The sequence below is a fragment of the Nocardia aobensis NBRC 100429 genome (genome assembly GCF_000308375.1).
GTDB lineage: Bacteria > Actinomycetota > Actinomycetes > Mycobacteriales > Mycobacteriaceae > Nocardia > Nocardia aobensis.
Genome location: NZ_BAFQ01000180.1, coordinates 1 through 19495, shown reverse-complemented (window position 1 = coordinate 19495; position 19495 = coordinate 1). Strand labels below are relative to the sequence as shown.

General features: G+C 66.8%; 20 protein-coding genes. 13 read left to right on the top strand and 7 right to left on the bottom strand.

Annotated features, from left to right (window positions below; translation table 11 throughout):
* Window positions 1–119: 119 nt before the first annotated feature.
* Entirely contained in the window at window positions 120–698 is a 579-nt protein-coding gene (locus tag RJ03_RS23640; RefSeq protein ID WP_036505792.1) for a hemerythrin domain-containing protein, read from the bottom strand.
* Window positions 699–999: 301 nt separating this feature from the next.
* Between RJ03_RS23640 and RJ03_RS35175 the strand changes: the two genes are divergently transcribed.
* Window positions 1000–1725 (top strand): hypothetical protein, encoded by a 726-nt coding sequence (locus RJ03_RS35175; RefSeq protein WP_157163484.1) that lies wholly within the window; start codon window positions 1000–1002, stop codon window positions 1723–1725.
* Between the two features lie 32 nt (window positions 1726–1757).
* Here RJ03_RS35175 and RJ03_RS23630 read toward each other — a convergent pair whose 3' ends face one another.
* From RJ03_RS23630 to RJ03_RS23620, 3 genes are all read right to left on the bottom strand, one after another.
* Entirely contained in the window at window positions 1758–2606 is an 849-nt protein-coding gene (locus RJ03_RS23630; protein WP_036505791.1) for an SDR family NAD(P)-dependent oxidoreductase, read from the bottom strand.
* A 199-nt stretch (window positions 2607–2805) separates the two neighbouring features.
* Window positions 2806–3252: a nitroreductase family deazaflavin-dependent oxidoreductase gene (locus tag RJ03_RS23625; protein ID WP_036505800.1), complete on the bottom strand. Its 447-nt coding sequence runs from the start codon at window positions 3250–3252 to the stop codon at window positions 2806–2808.
* A gap of 125 nt (window positions 3253–3377) precedes the next feature.
* On the bottom strand, window positions 3378–3950 hold the full coding sequence (locus RJ03_RS23620) for a TetR/AcrR family transcriptional regulator (protein ID WP_036505790.1): 573 nt from the start codon (window positions 3948–3950) through the stop codon (window positions 3378–3380).
* Between the two features lie 99 nt (window positions 3951–4049).
* Between RJ03_RS23620 and RJ03_RS23615 the strand changes: the two genes are divergently transcribed.
* Genes RJ03_RS23615 through RJ03_RS23600 form a run of 4 tightly spaced genes read left to right on the top strand, consistent with a single transcriptional unit; the run spans window position 4050 to window position 8405 of the window.
* On the top strand, window positions 4050–5342 hold the full coding sequence (locus RJ03_RS23615; protein WP_036505789.1) for an NADH:flavin oxidoreductase/NADH oxidase family protein: 1293 nt from the start codon (window positions 4050–4052) through the stop codon (window positions 5340–5342).
* A gap of 56 nt (window positions 5343–5398) precedes the next feature.
* On the top strand, window positions 5399–6919 hold the full coding sequence (locus tag RJ03_RS23610) for a flavin-containing monooxygenase (RefSeq protein WP_051025173.1): 1521 nt from the start codon (window positions 5399–5401) through the stop codon (window positions 6917–6919).
* A complete protein-coding gene (locus tag RJ03_RS23605) occupies window positions 6916–7656 on the top strand; it encodes an alpha/beta fold hydrolase (protein ID WP_051025172.1) in 741 nt (246 codons plus the stop codon). Before RJ03_RS23610 ends, RJ03_RS23605 begins: the two co-directional genes overlap by 4 nt.
* Before the next feature lie 41 nt (window positions 7657–7697).
* A complete protein-coding gene (locus RJ03_RS23600; protein ID WP_036505788.1) occupies window positions 7698–8405 on the top strand; it encodes a type 1 glutamine amidotransferase domain-containing protein in 708 nt (235 codons plus the stop codon).
* Window positions 8406–8416: 11 nt separating this feature from the next.
* On the opposite strand, the gene RJ03_RS23595 is transcribed toward RJ03_RS23600, so the two are convergent.
* Window positions 8417–9001 (bottom strand): TetR/AcrR family transcriptional regulator, encoded by a 585-nt coding sequence (locus RJ03_RS23595; protein ID WP_036505787.1) that lies wholly within the window; start codon window positions 8999–9001, stop codon window positions 8417–8419.
* 782 nt (window positions 9002–9783) lie between these two features.
* Window positions 9784–10596 carry a nuclear transport factor 2 family protein gene (locus tag RJ03_RS23590; RefSeq protein ID WP_232329607.1) on the bottom strand — a complete coding sequence of 271 codons (813 nt, stop codon included), beginning with the start codon at window positions 10594–10596 and terminating at the stop codon, window positions 9784–9786.
* A 45-nt stretch (window positions 10597–10641) separates the two neighbouring features.
* On the opposite strand from RJ03_RS23590, the gene RJ03_RS23585 reads away from it, so the two are divergent.
* Window positions 10642–11286: a TetR/AcrR family transcriptional regulator gene (locus tag RJ03_RS23585; protein WP_036505786.1), complete on the top strand. Its 645-nt coding sequence runs from the start codon at window positions 10642–10644 to the stop codon at window positions 11284–11286.
* Window positions 11287–11317: 31 nt separating this feature from the next.
* On the opposite strand, the gene RJ03_RS23580 is transcribed toward RJ03_RS23585, so the two are convergent.
* Entirely contained in the window at window positions 11318–11995 is a 678-nt protein-coding gene (locus RJ03_RS23580) for a TetR/AcrR family transcriptional regulator (protein WP_051025171.1), read from the bottom strand.
* Window positions 11996–12150: 155 nt separating this feature from the next.
* Here RJ03_RS23580 and RJ03_RS23575 point away from each other — a divergent pair, with 155 nt between their 5' ends.
* The 7 genes from RJ03_RS23575 to RJ03_RS23545 form a co-directional block, all read left to right on the top strand.
* Window positions 12151–13035, top strand: a complete 885-nt coding sequence (locus tag RJ03_RS23575) for an MlaE family ABC transporter permease (RefSeq protein ID WP_371507532.1) — start codon at window positions 12151–12153, stop codon at window positions 13033–13035.
* 1 nt (window position 13036) lies between these two features.
* Window positions 13037–13897 (top strand): ABC transporter permease, encoded by an 861-nt coding sequence (locus RJ03_RS23570; RefSeq protein WP_036505785.1) that lies wholly within the window; start codon window positions 13037–13039, stop codon window positions 13895–13897.
* 8 nt (window positions 13898–13905) lie between these two features.
* Window positions 13906–15300 (top strand): MlaD family protein, encoded by a 1395-nt coding sequence (locus RJ03_RS23565; RefSeq protein WP_036505784.1) that lies wholly within the window; start codon window positions 13906–13908, stop codon window positions 15298–15300.
* A 1-nt stretch (window position 15301) separates the two neighbouring features.
* Window positions 15302–16324, top strand: coding sequence for an MCE family protein (locus tag RJ03_RS23560; RefSeq protein WP_036505783.1), 1023 nt, complete (start codon window positions 15302–15304; stop codon window positions 16322–16324).
* A complete protein-coding gene (locus tag RJ03_RS23555; protein ID WP_245552368.1) occupies window positions 16324–17409 on the top strand; it encodes an MlaD family protein in 1086 nt (361 codons plus the stop codon). Before RJ03_RS23560 ends, RJ03_RS23555 begins: the two co-directional genes overlap by 1 nt.
* Window positions 17409–18506: an MCE family protein gene (locus RJ03_RS23550; RefSeq protein ID WP_036505793.1), complete on the top strand. Its 1098-nt coding sequence runs from the start codon at window positions 17409–17411 to the stop codon at window positions 18504–18506. The genes RJ03_RS23555 and RJ03_RS23550 overlap by 1 nt, the downstream gene beginning before the upstream one ends.
* The coding region (locus RJ03_RS23545; protein WP_036505782.1) for an MCE family protein at window positions 18503–19495 on the top strand (993 nt) is incomplete at its 3' end. The genes RJ03_RS23550 and RJ03_RS23545, both read left to right, overlap by 4 nt.

Sequence of the window (19495 nt, the reverse complement as noted above, 5' to 3'; positions counted from 1 at the left end):
TCACCATGTCCTGCGACCTCCTGGCGTTGTCGTGCCGGCGGCCACCCACCGGGAGAGGCACGTGTCCAGAGTGCCACGCCCACGCGGACATTCGCGTCGTCTCCCCTGGGGTGAGGTGCTCAGCTGGGCGGAATTCGCTTCAAACTACCCACGCTGAGCGATCCGTTGCCCCCGGTTCGCAACGCCGCCTCCGCCGCACGGACGTAGCCGGCAGGGTCTTTGTCGACGGGCACGACACCGGCGTAGTTGCGCGCCTCGTACGCGGCGAAGGCCACCGCAAGGTGATGACGGCGCTGCAACCCGGCCAGGCGCCGGAAGTCGGTGAGCCCCTCACGCTCTTCCTCGGCCATATGATCGCTGTTGGCCAGATTCGCCGCCGCGACCGCCGCGTACCACTCGTCGGTGCCGACCTGGTGCCGTCCTACTTCGGCGACCGCGTCCCTGATCTCGTTGTGGTCACCGATCGCGTCGAGCGTCTCGTCCTCCGTCCCGCTCGCCCGCCGAGCCGCGATCCCCACCTCCAGCAGCGCCGGATAGAAAATCTCCTCCTCGGCCTGCGCATGCAATTCGAGAAACGCCGCCAACCTGTCCCAGATCACCCCCAAGGCACCGGTGTCCCCCCGATCGATCTGCTCCAGAATCGCGAACAACCGCCGCTGCTCGTGATGGTCATCGAGGATCAACTGGGTGATATCCACATTTCCTCCCTGACGCCGCATCGCTGGTAAGCACGGAACTCGACGGCCGCCCGGTCAGCCGGAACCTCCTGGGAACCTGACGACAATGTACTACCGAGTCCCGATCGGAGGCTGCGGCCTGGTTCAACCGTCCGAGGCATTCCGCACGAGGAGCGCCGAATGTGATTCAATTCCCCCGGCACTGCGCGCTCAAACGAAAATATCCGGGGGGAACGTGACCGACGTGTCACCGCTGTCTGCCGAACACTCCACCGCCAACGGCGTCTATTGCAACTACTGCGGCGCCACACCGGCGGCCACCGTGAACCTTCGCGCCCACCGCGGCCTGCTCATCGTCATGCAATTCCGCAAGGCGTCCGGCCCGTTCTGCCGCGACTGCGGCCTGGCGACCTTCCGGCGGATGACCGGCGAAAGTCTGTGGCAGGGCGGGTGGGGCATCGTGTCCTTCATCGCCAACCCGCTCACCATCCTGTGGAACCTGTACTGCCGCTACGAGATCGGCCAACTGCCGCCGCCGATTCCCGGCAGCCCGTACCAGCCGATGGATCCCGGTAAGCCGCTCTATCGTCGGCCGCAGATCCTCGCCGTTCTGCTGCCGTTCCTCGCGATTGCCGGCATCATCGCCGCCGCCGGGTCCGACCCGAACACGAAGCATTCGTCGTACTCGACCACCGGTCCCCTCAGCGACACCTATCCGAGCACCATCCGTACACCGATCCCGTCCACCACTTTCACTGCGGGCCAATGTGTCTGGAACACGCACCAGCCCAACAGCGGACAAGACGACGACAACGCCAACGTTCAGGTCCTGCCCTGCGGCGATCCGCGCGCCCAGGCAACCGTCCTCGGCACCCTGTCGCGCCCGGCGCCCACTCCGGGGTTCCCCCAGGCGCCGGGTTCCACCGACTCCGAGTCCGCCGAGACCCTTTGCGGCAGCGCGTATCCCGACTCGGACGCGTACTACACCGAGACCCGCAACACCTACAACCTACAAACCACCCTCGTCGTCTGCCTGCGCACTAAATAGCTCCGCTCGCGCACGAGCTCAGGAAAGTTCGATCACCCCAGCCCGACGAGATCGGCTGAGGCGGACCACAGTTCGTCGATGAGGTGGCGGTTGTGGGCTTGGGGCGACTCGGGGCCTTTTGCGCGGTGGCGGTGGAAGTAGACGCCGTTGATTTCCGGGTCGGCGCCGCGGCGGGCCAACTCGATCAGGGGTTCGGCGCCGCGGGCGGGAGTGATGGTGCCTACGTGGCGCAGCGGGGTGCGGTAGAGCAGGCCGACGGCGCGGGAGTCGCGGCCGAAGCTCGAGGCCACGGGGCCGGGATGGACTGCGGCGGAAACGATTCCGTCCGATGTCCAGCGCTGCGCGATACCACGGGTGAACATGATGTTCATCAGCTTGCTCGACCCGTAGGCGCGCCATCCGAAGGCGCGGCGGCGCCGGTAGTCGAGGTCGGAGATGTCGACGCGTCCGAACAGGTTGCCGACGCTCGCGGTGTTCAGCACGAGCGCACCGTGGGCGGCGAGTCTGTCGTGCAGCAGATTGGTGAGCAGGAACGGTGCCAAGTGGTTGATCTGGAAGTTGGGTTCGTGCCCGTCGACGGTCCGCTGCTGCGGCTCGAAGAGGCCGCCCGCGTTGTTGAGCAGCACGTCGATCGCGCCGGCATGTTCGCCGATCTGCTCGGCGAGACCGCGCACATCGTCGAGGACGGCGAAATCGGCCGTGAAGGCGGTCGCACCGGTGTCGGCGGTCACGGCGGCGAGTTTCTGTGCCGACCTGCCGACGATGACGAGGTCGACGTCGGGCGCGGCCAGCGCCCGCGCGGTCACCGCTCCGATGCCGTCGCTGGCACCGGTAATGACGATCGTGCGTCGCGGGTTCGAGGCTGATCGGCTCTCTGTCACCAGGGTCTCCAGTCGGTGAGTGCGTGGGGTACAGCCGCGCGAGCTGCATTGATTGTGGTGCCGTTGGACGCTCGTGGTCGGCGCCCGCCTTCGATATGTCACCAGCTTACGATTCGGCCGATGCCATGGTGCGGCAGCCGAGGTCGGCGATCACCGACGGCGTCCGACTGCGGTCATCCTCGCGCCCGCGGGCGCGCGGTCATCGTGCGCCCTCCAGCTCGCAGATGACTACCGGGATCTCCCGCGTGGTCCGCGTCTGGTAGTTCGCGTAGCCCCGGTAGGCCTCGGTGATCTGTGGCCACAGCCGCGCCCGTTCCTCCGCATTCGCGGTGCGGGCGTGGATCTTCCGGCGCTGTCCGTCGATCACGAGTTCGGCATCGGGATGCGCCTGCAGGTTGCGGTACCAGTCGGGATGGCGGTCGTCGCCGCCTTTGGACGCCACCAGTATCACCCGGTTTTCGTCGTGCACCGGCGCGGTCAGGTAGCACGATCGCGGCTGACCGGATTTGCGGCCGATGGTGTGCAATTCGACCACCGGCATACCGAATGGCTCGGCCAGTAGCCGATTTCCGCTGACCGCGAGCACCAGCCGGTGCGCGATGTTCATCATCTTGGCCCCGGCGTCTTTCACCGTGTTCTTGTTCACCACGTGCCCCTTGTCGGATTTCTCGCCGCTGCGGTCCGCTTGACACCTGAGCGAGTAAGCGGCGCATACATTAGCAGATATGTGGACGACGTCAACATATGAAGGTTCGGCCGGAAGTTCGGGCATCACCCGGCAGCCAGAACGGCGCGCACCGCCGAGTTCACCGTGGCCGCAACGACTTCCGGCGACGACGCGTCGAGCTTGCCATCGAGGTGCAAGAAGGCCAGGCCGTGTACCAGCGCCCACACCGCGGTCGCCGTGGCATCCGGATCGGTGCGCGGAAATGCTTGCCGCACAATGCCGTCGACGAATTTTTCGATCACCTCGGCCGCAGCCCGCTCGGCATCGGCCGAACCACAGGGCTCGGCGAACATCACCCGGAACATGCCCGGCCGCGTCAGAGCGAATCGCACGTAGGCGTTGGCCACGGCCGCCAACCCGTCGGGCGTCTCCGGCTCGGGATGCGCCGCGGCCAGTTGCCCGGCCAGATCTCCGTATCCAACGGCGGCCACCGCCGACAGCAGCGCCTCACGGTCGGCGAAATGCCGATAGGGCGCCGCCGTGGAGACACCCGCCCGCCGCGCGGCCGCCCGCAGCGACAGCTCGGGCGCACCGCTCTCCTCCAGCAGTTCCACCGCCGCGCGGACCAACGCATTGGGCAGGTCTCCATGGTGATACGACGCACTCGACAGTGCCATATCCCCACCTTCCATTGTTGACGCCGCTTACATATTCCTCTATGTTAGCACTGTCCACACAATGTGAACGCCGCAAACATACCCAGGAAGGAGGCCGCCGTGCCCAGCGCTTCGACACGAGACACGCTGTTCTCGCCGGTGGAACTACGGTCCGGCCAGGTACTGCGCAACCGCATCGCGAAGGCCGCCATGGAGGAGGGACTGGCCGGGCGGGCACAGCTGCCCGACGATCGGCTGATCGCGCTGTACCGGCGGTGGGGCGCTGGCGGCGCCGGCCTGCTGATCACCGGCAACGTAATGGTGCATGCCGAGGCGCTGACCGGACCCGGCGGCATCGTCCTGGACGCGGATTCCCCACTCGAGCCGTTCGCCGCCTGGGCCGAGGCCGGAAAGGCCGCCGGGGCCGCGATATGGATGCAGGTCAGCCACCCCGGTCGCCAAATTCAGGCGAATATGCCGGGAGTCGTCTGGGGCCCTTCCGATATCGCCGTCGACGTGGGCCGGCATTCCAAGCGGTTCGGCCGCCCGGTCGCCATGACCGCCGAGCAGATCCGTGACACCGTCACCCGCTTCGCCACCACCGCCGAGCGGGCCGAAATCGCGGGCTTCGACGGCGTGGAAATCCATGCCGCACACGGATATCTGCTGTCGCAGTTCCTGTCTCCGCTGGTGAACAACCGCACCGATGAATGGGGCGGTTCCCTCGCCAACCGCGCGCGCCTGCTCCTGGACATCGTGCGCGCCACCCGTGCGGTGGTGTCACCCGAATTCGCGGTGGCCGTGAAACTGAACTCCGCCGACTTCCAGCGCGGCGGATTCGACGCCGACGACGCGCGCAAGGTCATCGGCATGCTGGCAGGCCTCGGAGTGGATCTGGTGGAGGTGTCGGGCGGTAGTTACGAAAGCCCCGCCATGTCCGGGCGGCCCACCGATGGCCGCACGGCGGCGCGGGAGGCCTACTTCCTGGAGTTGGCCGCCGAACTGGCCGAGACCAGCCCGATTCCGCTGATGTTGACCGGCGGCATCACACGCAGCGACACCGCCGAGCGCGTGCTCGCGAAGAATGTCGCCGTCGTCGGCATGGGCACCGCCCTCGCCGTCACCCCGGATCTGCCCAACCGCTGGCGCGAGGGAGTGGGCGCGGCCGGCGCGTTGAAGCCGGTGACCTGGTCGGACAAACCACTCGCCTCGCTGGCGCAGATGGCGCAGGTCCGCTACCAGATGCGGCGCATGGCCGCCGGAAAGGACCCGGCCCTCGGTGTCCATCCCGCGCTGGCCCTCGCCGCCGATCAGCGAGCGAAGTCGCGTGCGCTGCGCCGCTACTCACGATGGCTGGCGTCGACGCGGCGCGAACGAGCCACGTCACCGGCCTCCCGGCTCGCGACGCGGTAACCCCCGACCATCCGCCCTCGGCGAGCCCGGCTCGTCGTCGACACCTCGAAGGAATCATGTCCACGAGTACGACAGCGCCGCAGCACAATCCGGCCGACACCGTCCCACACTCCCATGTCGCGATCATCGGCAGCGGTTTCGGCGGCATCGCGACCGCGGTGCGGTTGCACCGCGCGGGATTCTCCGACTTCGTGATGCTCGAACGCGCCGGCGAGGTCGGCGGGGTGTGGCGCGACAACGACTACCCCGGCGCCGCCGTCGACGTGCAGAGCAATCTGTACTCGTTCTCCTTCGCACCGAACCCGGACTGGCGCAACACTTTTGCCACCCAGCCCGAGTTGTTCGAGTACCTGAGAAACGTCACCGGTTCGCAGGGGCTGCGCTCCCGCCTGAGACTCGGCTGTACGGTCGAACGCCTGGAATGGGATCCGACCGCCTACCTGTGGCGCATCGACACCACTGTGGGTCCGCGGACAGCCACCCACGTGGTGCTGGCGACCGGCGCGCTCGCCGATCCGCTGCTGCCCGCGATTCCCGGGATCGACCGATTCGAAGGTGTGAGTTTCCATTCCGCGCGCTGGAATCACGACTACGACCTGACCGGCAAACGCGTCGCGGTCATCGGCACCGGCCCCTCGGCCGTCCAGTTCGTTCCCGCCATTGCGCCCGACGTCGCACGGCTGACCGTCTTCCAGCGCACTCCCGCCTGGGTGGTCCCCCGCCACGACCGCCCGACCACCGCGCTGACCCGTACCGTGTATCGCCGAATTCCGGCACTGCAACGGCTCGAGCGCCTGCGGGTGTATCTGCGTCGCGAATGGCAGGTGGTCGCTTTCCGCAACCCCGCGCTGATGGCATTGCCCGAACGCGGCGCCCGGCGCCACCTCGAGTCCCAGGTCGCCGACGAGCAGTTGCGGGAACAGCTGCTTCCCGACTTCCGGCTGGGCTGCAAGCGTGTGCTGATCTCCGACGACTATCTGCGCGCACTCGACCGGCCCAACGTCACCGTGAACACCCACGGGATCAGTTCGATCACCGAGACCGGCCTGATCGACAACACCGGTACCCAGCACGAGGTCGACGCCATTATCTACGGCACCGGCTTCCGCACCTCGCACCTGCCGCTGACCGACCGGACCTACGGTCCCGACGGCCGGACCATGGCGCAAGTGTGGGACGGCAACCCGACGGCCTATCTCGGCACCTCAGTCTCCGGATTTCCGAACATGTATCTCATCCACGGCCCGAACATCGGCCTCGGCCACACCTCGGTGATCCACATGTTCGAATCCCAGGCCAACTACATCGCCGGCGCGCTCGGCTACGCCCGCGACCACGACCTCGACGCCATCGAACCCACCGCCGCCGCCCAGCAGGCATTCACCGAGGACGTCGAGCGGCTCGGCGAGGGCTCGGTGTGGACCGCCGGTGGCTGCACGAGCTGGTACCTCAACGACAACGGCCGCAACACCAACATCTGGCCCGGATCGACGTTCGACTTCCGCCGCCGGACGCTGCGCTTCGATCCCACCCGTCATCTCCTGCATCGCCGCACCCGGGAGGTGGTGGTGGCATGAGCGCCGGGGCATTGGTCACCGGAACGCCCGGCGCCCCCACGGTCGTCCTGATCCACGGCCTCGCGAGCTCGTACCGAGTGTGGGACCGGGTCGTGCCGATGCTTGCGGATCGGGCGAATATCGTTGCCGTGCAGCTAGATTCGTCGGGCAGCATCGAAGACGACGCCGACGACACAGCTCGGTTGCTCGGCTCGCCGTCGATCGTGGTCGGCCACTCGCGCGGCGGGCTGGTCGCCACCGCCCTGGCTGAACGTCGCCCCGATCTGGTCTCGGAGCTGATACTGCTGTGCCCACCCTGGTCGCGGGCGAGCCGGAAGTCCGCACGCGGACCGGCCGAACGGGCCCTGACGCTGCCCGGCATCGGAGATCTGTTGTGGGCCTCGGCCTCCGAGGAACGGCAACGCGACGCACAGCGCAGTGCATTCGCCCCGGGCACCCCGATACCGGACCGGTTCGTCACCGATGCGCGCACACGCGGGCGGCGCAACTTCGCCACCAGCACCCGCGCCATCGACACCTACCTCGCCGAGGCGCCGCTGCCGGATCGGCTGGCCCGGCTGCCACAACCGGCCCGATTGGCCTTCGGCGAACTCGACGCACGGATTCGAGCGCCTACCGTGGAATTCGACAGGTCGCTGTGGACAACGCTTCGAGCGGTCGGACATACCCCGCCGTGGGAGGCACCGGACGCCGTCGCGGACCTGATCACCCGATCGCTGCAAGCGACGGCGCCCTAGCCGTCGCATAAACTCTTCACAACTACAGGAGGTAAGCGAAAATGCCGAAAGTCCTGTTCGTCATCTCTGCCGCCGACCGCTGGACATTGAACGACGGCGAAATACACCCCTCGGGTTTTTGGGCCGAAGAGGTGGCGGTGCCGCACCGCATCTTCTCCGAGGCGGGCTGGGACATCACCATCGCGACCCCGGGCGGAAAAGCCCCGACACTCGATCGACTCAGTCTCGGAATCGCCGGCGGCCTGCCCTGGAAACGCCGCGAGGTGCAGCAGTATCTCGACCGCATCGACAGCGTCCTCGCCCATCCGGTCGCGCTGGACACCGTCGACCCGGATGCCTTCGACGTCGTGTTCTACCCCGGCGGCCACGGTCCGATGGAAGACCTGGCCTACGACGCGACCTCCGGGGCGCTGCTCACCGAGCGGCTCGCCTCCGGCAAACCCCTCGCCCTGCTCTGCCATGCCCCGGCCGCCATCCTGGCGGCGACCCCACCCGACGGGAAGTCACCCTTCGCCGGCTACCGGATGACCGGACTGTCCAACCGCGAGGAACTGCTGAACCGGTTCGCGAAGAAGGCGCCCTGGCTGCTCGAGGACAAATTGAAGGAGACAGGAGTCGAATATTCCAAGGCCCTGCTTCCGTTGCGCCCACACGTAGTCGTCGATCGGAATCTGTACACCGGCCAGAATCCCCAATCGTCGGAGAAACTGGCGCAGCGATTGCTCGCCGACGTCGGCGCCTCGGCGTAAAGGACGAAATTTCAGCGAAGTCGTGGAATATCGAGGATCGCCGACACCGCCGCTCGTACCCGCGCGTCGACGACCTTCTCGGAGGAGGCGTCGAGCTTCCCATCGAGGTGCAGGAAGGCCAAGCCGTGTACCAACGCCCACATCGCGGTCGCGGTGGGCTCCGGGTCGGCGTCCGGAAAGATCTGCCGCACAAGGGATTCCAGGTAGTCGTGGATGGCCTCCACCGCGGCGACCCGCTCCGGGCTGGTCGCATCGCAGGACTCGGTGAACATCACCCGGAACATCCCGGGCCGGGTCAGCGCGAACCGAACATAAGCGACCGCGATATCGCCGAGGCTGCCGGTGCCCACCTGCTCCGGGTGCACGGCGGCCAGATGCGCGGCCAGATCGCGGTACCCCACCGCCGCGACCGCCGACAACAGGGCATCACGGTCGGCGAAATGGCGATAGGGCGCGGCGGTGGACACGCCGGCCCGCCGCGCAGCACCACGCAGCGACAGCTCCGACGCCCCACCCTCCTCGAGCAGCTCGATCGCCGCACGCACCAGCGCATTGGGCAGATCACCATGGTGATATGGCGTCGCCGACGTTGCCATCACAACCAACCTCAACAGGTATCAGTCACCGATTTCCAGAACCTCCACACTAGCGGCGGTAGGCGTACGCGCTGTCGAGCACCGGTGCGCGCGGGTCGTCCGCTCAACCGGCCGCCGCCCCTCCCCACCGGACGGCCGTGCAAATGCGTGGTCGCGGCGCCGGCTATGGCCGGATACCGCGATCGGAGAAGACCTGCCGGGCATCGACCGGCCGGACCTCCTATCGGATTGCGTTGCCAGGCACGAGCGATAGCCTGCACAGCGGACGCTGACCGACCGTACCGGCGTGCTGTGGCGCCGACGGTGCTGTGCGGCGATAAGCCGAGCCGCACCGCCGCCGTGAAACCGGGGCGCCGTTCACGCTCGCCGACACCGTAATGCGCTGAGCAGCACCGAAACCCGGATCCCTCTGCGGCGGTGACGTCGTTACTTTCATCCGTTCGAGCCACGCCGAGCGATCAACTTTCTACGTTGCTGTCAGCGTATGGACCGACCACGCCGCCGACCCGAGTAGACCGCTACTCGAATTCCGCTGTTGCCGCCCGCAGTCCGCCGCGCGGCACCGAATCAGGCTGCGTCACATGCCCTCTGCTCGCCCTACTGTCGGCTCCACTGCCCCACACCCCGACGATCGGCCCAGACCATCCGGGCTGTTCTTTCGGCCGCAGCCGACCGTGTCAACGAGTGGAGGAAACGGCGAATTTTAATAAATAGATGCGCATATGGCAGTAGACAGATAGATATGCCGGACAGGCGTAGCCAGTCCCCGCCCCGGCCACCCACTACCGCACCGTCCCGATCCTGGCGAGGAGGGCGGGGAGTTTGGAGGCGGCCATGAGTGCGCGGAACTGCCAGCTGTCATCGCGAGGCAGGACGCCGCCGCGCTGCGTGGCGTCGAGGAAGTCGTAGAGGGTTTCGCCTTCTTCCATGAGTCCGTCGGCGTTGAAGTGGTAGCGGTCGACCGCCGGGCACTGGATGAAGCGGCCGTTGCCGTAGATCACGGGGGCGGACTCGTCGTAGGGGTACAGGCGCAGCGGGCCGGTCCAGTGCCCGCTGCCGATGTAGCGGATCACGATGCGCACCGCGCCTTCCGGCGTCACGTCCAGATACACCTGGTTGGGCAGCGGGTCGTAGCGCCAGTCCGGGATGGCGTCGAAGAAGGCGAAGTTGTATTTCACGAATTCGTCGATACCGACGATGGTGCGCCCGAAGGTCGTGACGTCGGTGTAGCGGATGTCGGGTGCGTAGAGCTCGTGGTTGAGGCTCATATCCCGGACCAGAAAGCTCCACCAGTACTTCTTGGCCCATTCCATGACCCAGCTCAGATCGACGCCGAGCTTGCCGTAGAGCTCCAGTTTGCGTTCGAACTCACCGAACCACTCGAGGGTGCCGGCCTGCAGTTCGGCTTCGGGGATCGCCCGAATCGGTACGGCGCGATTGGAATTCAGGAATTCCGGTACCGGTTTCGACAACCGCGGCTGCCGCAGCGCCTGCTGGAACTGTTCCTCGTCGAACATGAGCGACCCCTTCACACGATCGGCGCGACCGGCCACGGTACCGATGCTGCGCGCCTCGAGGTGAATCATATGATTCATGTAGAATCAGGTGATGTCAATGAGATGTGCGGTGGCGATGCGAGGATGACCGGCGTGAGCACCGCACCCAAACTCTGGCGAGGCCAGACGCTGCAGGACCGGTCCGGCGAACGCCGTGAGCTGTTGCTGGAGTGCGCTTTCGATCTGCTCGGGACAGCGGGAGCCGGGACGGTCACGATGCGGGCGGTGACGCGACAGGCGAATCTGAGCCCGCGCTATTTCTACGAAAGTTTCGAAGGCCGCGAAGCACTGATCCTGGCCGTCTACGACCGGGTGGAAGCGGCGTTGCGCGAGCGGCTGTCGGTGATCGCCGCGGGCACCGACCCGTATACGGCGATCCGGTCGGCGCTGCAAACCTGCGCCGATTTCTTCGACGAGGACCCGCGGCGGGCGCGGGTGCTGCTGCGTGAACCGTTGGCCGACGACGATTTACGGGCGCACATCACCCGCCGCACCCCGGCGGTGATCCGGGCTCTGGCTCCCCTGTTGGGCGACAGCGCCGGGGATCTGTTCGCCAGCAGTGATGCCACGCTGGCCACGATCGGCACCGCGCTGGCCGGAGCGTTGACGTCGGTGTATCTGGAGTGGACCGACGGGCACCTGAGCATCGAGCGCGACCGGCTCGTCGACACCTGCACCGGCATCGTCGCCGCACTACTCGGACTCGCCCTCGGCCCACGAACTCACTGAGCCGGCGGCCTCGTCGATCCGAGATGCCGGGTCAGGAACCTTTGGGCAACGTGCGTGCGAGCGCACGCACCGTGGTCTGTAGTCGTTCCGGCGGGAATCGGCCAGGATCGGAAATGACCATGCGGCCGAGGGTTTCGATGAAGCCGAGCATGACGTAACCCACGAGTTCGGGGTCGGCGTTGGCGGGCCCTCCGCGCAGCTCGATACCGGTTTCGAGGAGCTGGATCAGCCGCCCGACGATCTTCTCGCGCGCAGCCGACAACAGTTCGGTGTAATCGGCGGGCGCTCCGTCCGCGTGAGTCAGGATCAGCCGCCAGCGCACCGGGTCCGATTGCACGGCACGCAAGAAAGCCATGACCGAATCGGCATAGGCCGTATCGGGGTCGATCTCGCGAAGGTTGTCGGGCAACGTGTCCATCACCTGGCGGATACCGCGCGCATGCTCGCGATGCAGAAGGCCGGCGACGAGTTCGGGTGCGGTGGGATAGACCGCGTAGAGCACCGGCTTGGCGACACCGGCCTGCTTGGCCACCGCCTGCATCGTCAGTCCGGACAATCCGTCCCGGCCGACCACCTGGAATGCGGCATCGAGCAACTGCTCCCGGCGCTCGGGCAGCGGGAGCCGCGGACCGTTGCGTCTACCGGTCTTTCCCCCGGGCTGCCGGGGGGAGACCTGCCACACACCGGGGAGTTTCTCTTCGATGGCCACCCACGAATCCTCTCAAACGCCAGCGCGGTCGCGAACCCCCTTGCTAACGTCTCACCTCATTTCTACGCATCCGTAGAAATAACTCTACTTGAGCGTAATTAACCCTCGCCTACGTGCTCGTAGCGAGGCGTGTTTTCCGATGGACCGATGAAGGGATGCAGATGTCAGCGCAGGGCACGCACGGGAGGGTGCGTTCGGGCGCAGCAGGGGCGGCTTCCGACCGTCGACGCGTCATCGGATTCGGCGTCGGCTACTGGCGCGACCACCCGCAGCGCTCGGTGGAGACCGCCGGCCGACAGGTCTCGATGACCGGGCACGCAACTCTCGCACTGGTCACCGCGGTGTTCCGGCGGCGATTTCCGTGGCGGGAGTTCATCAAGCAGTGCGCCTTCATGGCGAGTGTGTCGGCCACCCCGACACTGCTGGTCGCGGTGCCGATCGCGGTGGTCGTCTCCATCCAGGTCGGATCGCTGGTGAGCCAGGTCGGCGCCACGACGTTCATCGGCGCGGTGAACGGGCTGGGCATCATTCGCCAGGGCGCTCCCCTGGTGACCTCGCTGATGATCGCGGGTGCCGTCGGGTCAGCCATCTGCGCCGACCTCGGTTCCCGCACGATCCGGGAGGAAATCGACGCCATGACCGTGATGGGCGTCGACCCGATCCGGCGCCTGGTCGCACCCCGACTCGCGGCCGCCGTTCTGGTCAGCACCCTGTTGTGCGGATTGGTGATCTTCGTCGGTTTCGCGACCGGTTACGCCTTCAACGTCTACATGCAGGCGGGTACACCCGGCTCCTATATCCGCACCTTCGCCTCGTTCGCGGTCGCCACCGATCTGGTGGTGGCCATGCTCAAGGCCGCGATCTTCGGTGCGCTGGCGGCGATCATCGCTTGCGACACCGGATTACATACCCGCGGCGGACCGGCCGGAGTGGCCGACTCCGTGAACTCGGCGGTGGTGAACTCCGCCATTGTCCTGTTCGGCATCAACATCCTCATCACCCAGATCTACAACACCCTCTACCCCTCGAAGGTGTTGTGACATGGCCGTCTACGTCCCACCGCTGCTACGTCCGCTGCGTCGGGCCGCGGTCGCTGTGCGCGTTCCCGTCGGCCTGCACGTCCGCCTCGGACACCAAGGGCTGGTCTTCGTCGAGGCGCTGGCCGCCGTTCCGTTCGTGCTCCGTCATTACCGAAAAGAGTTGCTGCGCCTCATCACCGACGTCACGTGGGGAAACGGCTCTCTGGTGGTCGGCGGCGGCACCGTGGGCGTGATCGTGATCCTGTGCGGATTCGGCGGCATCACCGTCGGCATGGAGGCCCACAGCGCGCTCGATCTGCTGACGATGAGCCCGCTCACCGGTGCGATATCCGGTTTCGCGACCACCCGCGAACTGGCCCCGCTGCTGGCGACGATCGCATTCGGCGCCCAAGCCGGCTGCCGATTCACCGCACAACTCGGTTCGATGCGGATCTCGGAGGAGATCGACGCGCTGGAATCGATTGCGATCAGGCCGCTTCCGTATCTGATCACCACTCGGATGCTGGCCGCGGCGGTCGCCATCGTTCCGCTCTACACCGTCGGCCTGGCGATCGCGTATGTGAGCACACGGCTGGCCGTAATGCTCCTGGGCGGAACAACTCTGGGCACCTATGACCACTACTTCCATCAATTCCTCGACCCGGTCGACATCCTCTACTCGGTGCTGAAAATCGTCACGTTCGTGGTGATCGCGTCCTTCATCCAGTGCTACTACGGTTTCGTCGCCGCCGGCGGGCCCGAGGGGGTGGGCGTGGCAGCCGGTCGCGCGATCAAGGTGACCATCATCGTGGTCGTCTTCGCCAATCTTCTTCTCACCTTGGCGATCTGGGGTATCGACCCCGGTATCCGAATCTCGGGCTAGGAGTCGCGATGATCATCGATCCGAGTGGCCGCGGCCCCGGCGCCCTGCGACTGGGCATCATCGGTGTCACGATGGTCGGCGCCCTGGCGGCGGGGATATATCTGCTGGGCCTGCGCTATACCGGCGCATTCGCCGACACGGTCGCCGTCACCGCCGAGATGACGAGCACGGGCGACGGTATGCCACCGCACGCCGATGTGAAGTTCCGCGGCATGATCGTGGGCTCCGTCGCCGATGTGGACATCGCCGCCGAGGGTCAGCGCCAGCCGGTTCGTCTGCGCCTGAAACCTTCGGTGGCGCAGCAGATCCCAGCGACGGTGACCGCTCGAGTGGTTCCGGCGAACCTGTTCGGCGTCACCGCTCTCGAGCTGGTCGACAATGGGCCGGCCCGCGACGGCTTGCGGACCGGCACGACGATCCGCCAAGACACGAGCGCGGCCACCGCCCAGCTTCAGGCCACCCTGACCACACTGCGAACCGTCCTGGACGCGATCCAGCCGCAGAGGTTGGCCCGTGTCCTGGGAACCCTCGCCGAGGCGCTGGATGCCGGCGCCCGCGTTCCCGGCTCGACCATCGAACGACTCGATACCTGGACCACACAGGTGCGAGCGATTCCGGGAATCGGAGACATGCTGGGCAACCTCGGTGCCGCCGCCACGGCGGTGAACCGCTCGGCACCGGAACTGATCGAGGCGCTCGGCGACTCGGTGACCGCAGCGCGCACCTTGACCGAACGGCGAGCGAAACTGGTCACCCTTCTCACCGACGCCGGTTCGGCCGTGGCGGCCACCAACGGACTGTTCGCCCGAAACCCCGATGCGGGAAAGGAATTGGTATCCGGACTCGACGACGTCTTCGGCGCCGTGGCCACCGATCCGGATGCGATCGGCGCCTCGGTCGCGAATTTGAATCAGGCGCTGAGCGCCTACGCCACCATCTTCACCTGGGGACCACATCAGCAGATGCGATGGGCCATCGACGTGACCTTCACACCGTTTCGCCCCTATACTGCCGCCGATTGTCCACGCTACGGGCAGCTCGCCGGTCCGCGATGCGGTGTGACACCCAATTCCCCTGCGCCACAGGCGTTTCCGCTTCAGTTGCTGCCGGGACGGATCGGCGCGGCAGCTCCCGGAACGGATGCCCCTGCCGGGCCGGCTCTGCCCTGGTTTCACGGGCTCCCGCCCATCCCCGGCCCGACCGCACCGGCAGGCCCGGCGGTGGAGGGGCCGCCGGCACCGACGTCCGGGCCCGCAGCGCCCGCCTCCTATACCGGAACCGCGGCGATCACCGCCCTCCTCGGGCGCGCGCCGAACCCCGCACAGCTGTTGCTGTTGCGCCCGGTGCTTGCCGACGGCGCTGTCACAGTGCGCACCTCACCACCTTCGAACGGCGGACGTTGACATGATCACCACTCGCACAGCCGTACTCGGCTTCACGGTCTTCGTCGTCCTCGCGCTGGTCGCGAGCTGGACGGTCTATTCCACCCTGCAACGGTCGGTATCCGGCGACACCGACCGCTACCAGGCGACTTTCGGCGACGTTCTCGGACTGCGCGTGGGCGACGACGTGCGGATGGCCGGGGTTCGCGTGGGCCGCGTCGACTCCATCGAACTCGATGATCAGCGGGCCCGCGTCGGGTTCCGCGTCCGATCTCGCCAGCACCTGTTCACCACGACCAAGGCACTGATCCGATATCAGAACCTCATCGGACAGCGCTACATCGCCCTGGCGCCGGGCTCCGGTCCGGCCGCGCCGCTACCGCCGGGAGGCTCGATTCCGATCGAACGCACCGAATCGTCGTTCGACGTATCGACGGTCCTGTCCGGATTCGAACCGTTGTTCAGCGTGCTGCAACCCGATGAGGTCAATTCCCTGTCGCAGACTCTCGTCCAGGCGCTGCAGGGCGACGGTGTCTCGCTCAGCGCTCTGATCACCCGGGCAGCGGGGCTGGCGAATACGTTCCGCGACCGCGACGAGATCCTGGGCCGGGTCGTCACCAACCTCAGCAGCGTCGTCGCCGGACTCGCCCACCGCGCATCGGAGCTGGAAACGCTGATCACCCAGGCCCGCACACTCGTCACCGGGCTGTACGAAGAAGGCGAAACCCTCAAAGGGGCCGTCGACCGTGCCGCCGGAGCGACCGGGCAGCTCAGCGGTCTCATCGCCGCGATCGAACCCGGTATCGCGCACGCGCAGCAGTCGGCCACCTCGGGCGTGAATCTGTTGCTGGCCAACGGTTCCCGGCTCGACCGCGCCGCGGTCGAACTGCCGCTGCTGCTGGCCGGACTGGCTCGCATCAGCGGCAACGGCACCTACATCAACTCCTACGTCTGCGGCCTGGACGTCTCCCTGTGGGGCGTGTTGTTCCCTCCGGGGTTGTTCTCCCAGGTCGGCGGCAACTCGCACTCGGAGGTGTGTCGATAGTGAACCGATTCCTCGACCGGTTCCGCAGCATCAACTGGCTGCTGGACCGATTCCAACTTCCCACTCTCCCCGAGATGTGGGACGCGATTCCGTCCTACCGGCAGAACCGGCACTTGTGGCTCGGCATCGGCGCCGGGACCGCGGTTATTGCGCTCGTGTCCGGCGTCGTCTTCGTCACCGGGCTCGACCTCGGCCACCGGACCGTGCGCGCCGAGTTCGCACAGGCGGCGGGACTGCGACCGGGCAACAGCGTGGACGTGGCCGGGATCGACGTCGGCACCGTCGCCTCGGCACACCTGGCCGGTGATCGCATCGTCGCCGAGTTGAAGATTCGCCCCGAGGTCCGTCTGGGTCCCGACGCCACCGCCGCGATCAAGATGAGCACGATTCTCGGCAAGATGCACGTCGAGCTCCACCCCGGAAACGGAAAGGGATTGCCAGGCAATGTGATTCGACTCGATCGCACCGAAGTCCCCTACAATCTGGACAAGGTCGTCAACGACCCGAAATACACGAACTCCTTCGAACACCTCGAGAAACTCGACCCCGCTGCCCTGCGGGCCTCCCTCGATGCCGTGGCCCGTCAGATGGGAGACTCGCCACAGCTCACCGCCGCGGCCCTCGACTCGGTCGGTGTGCTGGCCGACGTGATCAGCGACCGCCGCGACGAAGTCGACACGCTGCTGAAGAACATCGACTCGGTAGCCACATTGGTCGACGAGAACCGCAACGGCATTCTGCTGCTGCTCACCCGGGGCCGGGCGATCGGGGACGCGGTGGCACAGCGCCAAGACCTGGTGAAGAACCTCCTCGACAACATCGCCACGATATCGACAAGCCTGCAGCAGATCGGCGCCGGCAACAACGGACAACTCGGCCCGCTGATCCGCAGCCTCGACACCATGTCGCAAGGCCTGCAGAAGAACCGGGACAACCTCGACCATCTCTATCAAACGATGCCCGTGGCGTTGCGGCAGGTCAACAACACCTTCGGCAACGGACCGTACGGAGAGGTCTACCTGCCCTGGGGGTTGTTCCCCGACAACTGGTTGTGTGCCACCCAGGCCGTCGCGGGGTGTCGCTGATGCGGATCACGACCATCGTGCGCGCCGCCATCGTGAGCGCCGTCACGCTGATGCTGGCCGGATGCGCCCTTCCGCACAGCTTGACGTCGACGCCGAATCGGTTGCTGGGCAGACAGATTCACCTCACCGCCGACTTCGACAATGTTGCCGGTCTCTACCCCGGCAACGAGGTATCGGTGCTCGGACTCCCTGTGGGCCAGGTCGATTCGGTCATCGCGCGCGGCCACTACGTGGAGGTCGCGATGACCGTCGACGACGGCGTGACGATTCCGGCCGCCGCCATCGCCGCACTGGTCTCACCGCAGCTGATCACCAACCGCCACATCGAGCTGACGCCCGCCTACACCGGGCGCGGCCCCACCCTCGGCGACGGCGCCCACATTCCGCTCGAGCACACCCGCACTCCGGTAGAACTCGACCGCATCCTGCGCACCTTCGACGACCTCGGCAAATCCCTGGCCGGGGACAACGCGGGCGGACCGATGGCGAGCAGGGTGCTGTTCCCCTTGCTCGACGACAACGGCGACCGCATCCGCGAGACCCTCGATGCCCTGTCGACGGCCTTCCGGACCACCCTCGCGAACAAGGACCAGATCTCCGATGCCGTCATCCGGCTCAACGACCTCACTCAGGTCGTCGCCGACAACGACCGGACCGTGCGCGAATTCAGCGCCCGCCTCACCGAGCTGGTGACACTGATGAAAGATCAAGCGCCCGGCCTGCGGGCCGTTCTCACCCAGCTCGACGATTTCGTCGCGAACACCAGCTCCGTGGTGGCCGAGAACCGGCAGCCACTCATCGACGCGCTGAATCGGCTGACCACCATCACCACCCAGATGCGCGGCCACGGAACCGATCTCATCGAGATAACCGATGTGGCGCCGCTGTTCTTCCGGAACTTCGCCGATGCCATGAGCCCGCAGACCGGTTCGGTCCGGCTGCATCTGCTCACCGACAAGTCCCTGTTCGACGGTGAAGCCCTGTCGCTGCTGTGCGAACGCGTACAGCTGCGTGCCGACGGCTGCCGCACGGGCAAACTCACCGACTTCGGACCGGATTTCGGCCTGGCCGGCGCGCTGCTGGGGCTGACCCGATGAGGGCCCGCACCGCCCGCCTCCTGGCCGCCGCCACGGCGACGCTGTCGATCAGCGGGTGCGCGGTCACCGTCGACAATGTCCCCTTACCGAAGCCCGGGGTCGACGGGCCCACCTATCACCTGCACGCGATTTTCGGCGACGCCCTCAACCTGCCGGAACGGGCACGAGTGCGGATCGGCGGCTCCGATATCGGCGTGGTCACCCACATCGACACCACCGACTTCCTGGCCGCCGTGGACCTCGACATCCGCGCCGACATCCAGTTGCCGCGCGGCACCCGAGCCGAACTGCGCCAGCCCACGCCACTGGGCGACATCTTCGTCGCCGTCATCCTGCCGGAGCAGCAGCCCGGCGCGGTGATGCTGCACAACGGCGACACCATCGATCGCGCGCACACCTCGGCCGGCGCATCGGTCGAGGAACTGATGACAGCGGTCTCGATGTTGCTCGGTGGCGGCGCGCTCGAACAGGTCGCCCGCATCACCAGCGAGATGAACTCCATGTTCGCCGGGCGCGGCCCGCAACTGGCGCACCTGCTCACCGAACTGACCGCGACGCTGACCGCCTTGGATCAGCGCACCGGCCAGATCGACAGCGTGCTCCAGGGACTCGACGGCCTCACCACCACCCTGGCGCAGCGCAAGACCGAGCTCGGACAGACCGCCGACACCTTCCCACCGCTGCTCGGGGTGATCGCCGAAAACAACCGCGCCATCACCGATCTCACTGCCGGGGTATCCACGACCATGGCCGCGCTCGGCGACTTCACCTCGACCACGGGACCACGTTTCGTGAACCTGTTCGACAGCGTGCAACGACTGATGGACGGCTTCACCGGTATGGGCGACAATCTCGCCGGGGCCCTCGACCGCCTCCACGCGATCCAGCCCGGGCTACTCGGCTCCACCCGCGGCAACGCGCTCGCGGTCGGAGCCACCGTGTCGTACCTGGATATCGGTGCGCTCACCGACCCGCAGGGCAGCAAGCTG

Bases quoted from the DNA above. Each gene is read 5' to 3' on its own strand.
- RJ03_RS23550 (WP_036505793.1), top strand. From the start codon at position 17,409: ATGCGGATCACGACCATCGTGCGCGCCGCCATCGTGAGCGCCGTCACG.
- RJ03_RS23560 (WP_036505783.1), top strand. From the start codon at position 15,302: ATGATCACCACTCGCACAGCCGTACTCGGCTTCACGGTCTTCGTCGTC.
- RJ03_RS23585 (WP_036505786.1), top strand. From the start codon at position 10,642: ATGACCGGCGTGAGCACCGCACCCAAACTCTGGCGAGGCCAGACGCTG.
- RJ03_RS23620 (WP_036505790.1), bottom strand. From the start codon at position 3,950: ATGGCACTGTCGAGTGCGTCGTATCACCATGGAGACCTGCCCAATGCG.
- RJ03_RS23570 (WP_036505785.1), top strand. From the start codon at position 13,037: ATGGCCGTCTACGTCCCACCGCTGCTACGTCCGCTGCGTCGGGCCGCG.
- RJ03_RS23595 (WP_036505787.1), bottom strand. From the start codon at position 9,001: ATGGCAACGTCGGCGACGCCATATCACCATGGTGATCTGCCCAATGCG.
- RJ03_RS23575 (WP_371507532.1), top strand. From the start codon at position 12,151: ATGCAGATGTCAGCGCAGGGCACGCACGGGAGGGTGCGTTCGGGCGCA.
- RJ03_RS23565 (WP_036505784.1), top strand. From the start codon at position 13,906: ATGATCATCGATCCGAGTGGCCGCGGCCCCGGCGCCCTGCGACTGGGC.
- RJ03_RS23590 (WP_232329607.1), bottom strand. From the start codon at position 10,596: ATGAATCATATGATTCACCTCGAGGCGCGCAGCATCGGTACCGTGGCC.
- RJ03_RS23600 (WP_036505788.1), top strand. From the start codon at position 7,698: ATGCCGAAAGTCCTGTTCGTCATCTCTGCCGCCGACCGCTGGACATTG.
- RJ03_RS23610 (WP_051025173.1), top strand. From the start codon at position 5,399: ATGTCCACGAGTACGACAGCGCCGCAGCACAATCCGGCCGACACCGTC.
- RJ03_RS23605 (WP_051025172.1), top strand. From the start codon at position 6,916: ATGAGCGCCGGGGCATTGGTCACCGGAACGCCCGGCGCCCCCACGGTC.